The organism is Streptomyces pseudogriseolus (genome assembly GCA_002154585.1).
GTDB classification, from domain to species: Bacteria; Actinomycetota; Actinomycetes; order Streptomycetales; family Streptomycetaceae; genus Streptomyces; species Streptomyces pseudogriseolus.
In genome coordinates this window covers 1-4,814 of sequence record MUNG01000612.1, presented here as the reverse complement: position 1 = coordinate 4,814, position 4,814 = coordinate 1, and the positions used below count along the sequence as shown (strand labels likewise).

Here is a 4,814-nt window from a genome sequence, read left to right as displayed (position 1 = left end):
TGGGGCACCCCGCGCGTGCCGTCCCGTCGGCCGACGGGCCGGCACGCGCGGGGTGCCCCACGGGTCCGGGCACGCCGTCGACGGCATGCCCCGGCCCTACCGGAACCCGGCGCCGGGTTCGCACCCGGCCCACCGAGGCGGCGCCGCACCGGTGCCCCGTGGCACAGGGCAGGCCGCGTACCGAGCGCGCCGGCGCGGCTCACAGCCACCCCTTGTCCCGTGCGATCCGGACCGCCTCCGTGCGGTTGCGGGCGGCGAGTTTCTGGATGGCCGTGGAGAGGTAGTTGCGGACCGTGCCCGGGGAGAGGTGGAGGGTGGTGGCGAGGTCCGCGTTGGTGGAGCCGTCGGCGGCGGCGCGGAGGACCTCGCGTTCGCGGTCGGTGAGGGGGTTGGCGCCCTCGGCGAGGGCCGCCGCGGCCAGGGCGGGGTCGATGACCCGTTCGCCCGCCAGGACGCGGCGGATCGCGTCCGCGAGCTGCGCGGCCGGGGCGTCCTTGACGAGGAACGCGTCGGCGCCGGACTCCATCGCGCCGCGCAGATGGCCGGGCCGCCCGAAGGTGGTCAGCACCACCAGCTTCAGGTGCGGGAGTTCACGGTGCAGCCGCGCCGCCGCCTCGATGCCGGTCGCGCCCGGCATCTCGATGTCGAGGAGCGCCACGTCCACGTCGTGGGCGCGGGCGGCGGCCAGGACCTCGTCGCCGCGCGCGACCTGCGCGACCACGTCGATGTCGGCCTCCAGCCCCAGCAGCGCGGCGAGCGCCTCGCGGACCATCGCCTGGTCCTCGGCGAGCAGGACTCGGATCACGCGGCTCCCCCTTCCCGCCCCGGTTCCGCGGCGGTCTCCACAGGTACGCGGGCCGTCAGCCGGAATCCGTGCCGGACGGGCCCGGCGTCCAGTGTTCCGCCCACGGCGGTCAGCCGCTCATCCAGCCCCCGCAGACCGGTGCCGGGGACGTACGAGGAGCCGCCCGTGCCGTCGTCCTCGACGGAGAGTTCGAGCACGGGGCCGTCGAGGGTCTGGCGGCGGACCACGTCCACGGTGCAGCGCCGGGCGCCGCTGTGCCGCACGACGTTGGTGACGGCCTCCCGCAGCGCCCAGGCGAGGGCGGACTCGGCGTCCTCGGGGGCGTCGCCGAGCCCGGCCGGGTCGGGCAGCGCGGGGACGACTCCCGCGGCCCTCAACGCGACCCGCGCGCCGTCGAGTTCGCCCGCGAGCCGCAGCCGCCGGTAGCCGGTGACGGCCTCCCGGACGTCGACCAGCGCCTGCCGGCTGACCTGCTCGATGTCGGCGACCTGCCGGGCCGCCCGGTCCGGGTGGTCGGGGAGCATCCGGCCGGCCAGCTCGCTCTTGAGGGTGATCACGGACAGGGAGTGGCCGAGCAGGTCGTGCAGGTCCCGGGCGAGCCGCAGCCGCTCCTCGTTGGCGGCAAGGCGGGCGACGGTGGCACGGGCCTCGCGCAAGGCGACCGTGGTGCGGATGAGTTCGCGTACGCCGGTCATGGCGAAGCCGCCGAGCGCCGCCGGGACGAGCAGCCCCCACAGCAGGCCGCGGCCGTCCGGCACGGCGAACGCGACGGCCGTCATCAGCGCGCACGCGCCGGGGACCGTCCAGCGGGACAGGCGCGGGGGCAGGGCGGCGCCGGACGCGATGGAGACGTACACGAACAGCACCAGCCATTCGCGGCCGAGCGTGAGCGCCAGCAGGGCGGACTGGGCGGCGAGCACCCCGAGGGAGCCGAGGACGGGCGCCGGGCGGTCGACCCGCCCGGCGCGGAAGACGAGCAGCATGTACCAGGTGACGAACACGGCGAGCCCGAGCCAGCCGAGGGCGCGCACGCCCGCGGGGTGTCCCCCGTGCAGCAGGTCGCTGACGGGCGCGCTCAGGTACACCAGCCAGACGGCCGTCCACAGGGCCTTGACGGCCCGCTGCCTGAGGTTCGTGGGGCGCTGTCCGATGTTGACGCCGATGCCGCTCACGCCTTCAGGGTGTCCTTCCGGTACAGCCAGGCCGCGCCGCCGGTGAAGAGGACGAAGAAGGCCAGCAGGACGGTGACGTCCTGGACGCCCGGCGCGTGGTGCTGTTCGATCGCCCGTCCCAGTGCGGCGTACGCGTGGGTCGGCAGCCAGGCTGCCACGTCCTGGAGCCACCCGGGGAAGGTGGTGCTGGGCATCCACAGGCCTCCCAGCAGGGACAGCCCGAAGTAGACGATCATCGTGATGGGGCGTACGGCGTCGCCGGTGGCCGCGTAGCCGATGGCCACGCCGAGGGCGGCGAAGACGAGGCTGCCCGCCCAGATCGCCGCGGTGAGCGCGAGCCACTGCCAGGCGTCCAGCCGCACGTCCTTCACCACGGCCGCGACGACGAAGACCAGCACGATCGCCGGCAGGGCGCCCACGGCGGCGGCCGCAGTCTTGGCGAGGACGTACCCGCGGCCCGGCAGAGGCGTGAGCCTGAGCTGCCGTACCCAGCCGTTCTCGCGTTCCTTGGCGATGCGTTCGCTGTTGCCCATCAGCACGGCCGTCAGGGCGCCGAAGGACGCCATGGAGACCATCAGGTACGCGGGCAGGGTCAGACCGTCCGTGCCGTCGAGGGGTCCGGTGGAGTCGGCGGTGCCCGCGATCAGCAGGAACAGCAGGCTGGGGTAGAGCACGCTGAAGAACTGGAACTTGCGGTTCCGAAGGACGCGCAGGATCTCCAGCCGGATCAGTCCGTTCATGCGGGTACGGCCTCCTCGGTTCCGGTACGGGCGCCTGTCCCGGTGGGGTCGTCCGTCTCGGTGAGGGCGACGAAGGCCTGTTCGAGCCCGAGTCCGGCGACCTCGAGATTGCGGGGGTAGACGCCCAGCCCGTACAGGGCGTGGACGGTGGCGTCGGCGTCCGAGGACCGCATCCGCACGGTCCCGCCGGGCGACACGGTGACGGCCGTGACCGCGGGCAGCCGGCGCAGCGCGGCCTCGTCGAGCGCAACGGACGTGCCGTCGTGCGTGCCGCCGGGCAGGTCGAAGGAGACGCGCCGCATGCCGGTGCTCGCCTTGATCTCGGTGGCGGTGCCGTCGGCCAGCAGCCGCCCCCGGTGCAGGACCAGCACGCGGTCGGCGATCGCGTCGGCCTCCTCCAGGTAGTGCGTGGCGAACAGGACGGTGCGGCCCTGGTCGGCCTGGTCGCGCATGGTGGCCCAGAAGGCGCGCCGCGCGGTGACGTCCATGCCCGTGGTGGGCTCGTCCAGGACGATCAGGTCGCTGTCGCCGGCGGTGGCGAGGGCGAAGCGGACCCGCTGGGCCTGGCCGCCGGACAGCTTGTCGGCGCGCCGGCCGGCGATCGCGGTGAGACCGGCGCGGGCGAGCACCTCGGAGACGGGGTGGGGCCGCGGGTGCAGCCCGCAGGCGAACCGCACCAGTTCGGCGACGGTCACCTCGCCCATCAGCCCGCCGCTCTGGAGCATCGCCCCGACGCGCCCGGCGACGATCGCCTCGCGCGGGCTCGTCCCGAGCAGGGTGACCGTGCCGCTGTCGGGGCGCTTCAGGCCGAGCAGCAGGTCCAGCGTGGTGGACTTCCCGGCCCCGTTCGGGCCGAGGAGCGCCACGGTCTCCCCGGGCCGCAGGGTGAGGCTCACCTCGTCGACGGCGCGCACGTCGCCGTACTTCTTGGTCACTCGGTCGAACACGACCGTGTCCGTCGTTGTCATGCGGCCATCGTGTCGGCCGGGGCCGGGCGCCCGGCAGTGTCGGCGGTCGTGAGCCCGGCATGACGGATGTCATGTCCCCAGGACCGGCCGGTGCGGCCGGGCGAAGGCAGCGGCGCCGCACGGGGATCCGTGCGGCGCCGCTTCCGTACAGCCGGCCCGGCCGGCCCGTGTCAGCTCGCGTTCGTCTCGATGACGGCCGCGCGGTCGCCCTTGCTGACCAGCGCCTGGCGCAGGGCGCCGTACACGTCCTGCGGGGTGACGGGGGTCTTCTCGCCGTTGCCGCGGGTGATGAGGACGCCGTCGAAGGCCTTGCCGTACAGGTTCTCCAGGGCCTTCAGGTCGGGCTTCTCGACGAGCTTGCCGTTGACCGCCTCGACCCGCAGGAACTTCCACAGCGACTTCTCGGGGCTCATGAGCACCGAGTGCGCCGGGTCGGTCTGCACGGTGACCGGGTCGGACATCGCGGGCTCGGCGAACTCCTTCATCATCCGGTCGACCTCGGCCTTGGTGACCTTCGGCTGCTGGGTCGTCGTCGGGACGTTCACCGCGGCGGCGGTGCCGGTCTCCACCTGCGTGCGGTACGCGGCGGCGACCACGTCGGCGGCCTTGGAGACGTCGACGCCCTTGCCGGCCTGCGGGTACACCGGGGCGGCCTTGCCGGACTCGAAGGTGATCGAGCCCTCCTTGACCGTGCCGGCGCCTCCGGCGGCGTCCTCCAGGGCTGCCTGGAGCTTCTCGTGGTCGACCGGGATCTCCGGCTCGACGACGCGCGACTGGCCGAACAGCGAGCCGATCACGTTGACCGGGTTGTAGTCGCTGGTGGCGGCCTTGCCGACGGTGGCGTCGATGTCGACCTGGAGACCGGCGTTGTCCGGCTGGAGTTCGACGGTCTTGCCGTCGACGGACAGCTTCAGCGGCTTGTCGAGCCGTCCGTCGAGCGCGCCGTCCAGCTTCTTCACGGCCTCGTCGCGGGTGCCGCCGCCGATCTCGACGCCGAGCACCGTGGTGCCCTTGGGCACGTCGGAACGGTTCATCAGCAGGCCCGCGCCGTAGGCGACGCCGGCGACGAGGACGACGCCGGTGGCGAGCAGGACCAGCTTGCTGCGGCCCTTCTTCTTCGGCGCCTTGC

Annotated in this window: 4 protein-coding genes and 1 pseudogene; all 5 read right to left on the bottom strand. The window is 74.0% G+C overall.

Going from position 1 to position 4,814, the window contains the following annotated elements; genetic code table 11:
* Positions 1 to 199 precede the first annotated feature (199 nt).
* Positions 200 to 805 carry a response regulator transcription factor gene (locus tag CCN29_RS33435; protein ID WP_031016861.1) on the bottom strand — a complete coding sequence of 202 codons (606 nt, stop codon included), beginning with the start codon at positions 803 to 805 and terminating at the stop codon, positions 200 to 202.
* On the bottom strand, positions 802 to 1,977 hold the full coding sequence (locus CCN29_RS33430; RefSeq protein WP_086686237.1) for a sensor histidine kinase: 1,176 nt from the start codon (positions 1,975 to 1,977) through the stop codon (positions 802 to 804). Before CCN29_RS33430 ends, CCN29_RS33435 begins: the two co-directional genes overlap by 4 nt.
* Positions 1,974 to 2,717 (bottom strand): ABC transporter permease, encoded by a 744-nt coding sequence (locus tag CCN29_RS33425; protein WP_006135617.1) that lies wholly within the window; start codon positions 2,715 to 2,717, stop codon positions 1,974 to 1,976. Before CCN29_RS33425 ends, CCN29_RS33430 begins: the two co-directional genes overlap by 4 nt.
* Positions 2,714 to 3,685 carry an ABC transporter ATP-binding protein gene (locus tag CCN29_RS33420; protein ID WP_086686235.1) on the bottom strand — a complete coding sequence of 324 codons (972 nt, stop codon included), beginning with the start codon at positions 3,683 to 3,685 and terminating at the stop codon, positions 2,714 to 2,716. The genes CCN29_RS33425 and CCN29_RS33420 overlap by 4 nt, the downstream gene beginning before the upstream one ends.
* Positions 3,686 to 3,855: 170 nt before the next feature.
* Positions 3,856 to 4,814, bottom strand: a pseudogene (locus CCN29_RS33415) (hypothetical protein); the annotation flags it as partial.

Excerpts from the sequence above, each read along its gene's own strand:
- CCN29_RS33420 (WP_086686235.1), bottom strand. The coding sequence starts at position 3,685 with ATGACAACGACGGACACGGTCGTGTTCGACCGAGTGACCAAGAAGTAC.
- CCN29_RS33425 (WP_006135617.1), bottom strand. The coding sequence starts at position 2,717 with ATGAACGGACTGATCCGGCTGGAGATCCTGCGCGTCCTTCGGAACCGC.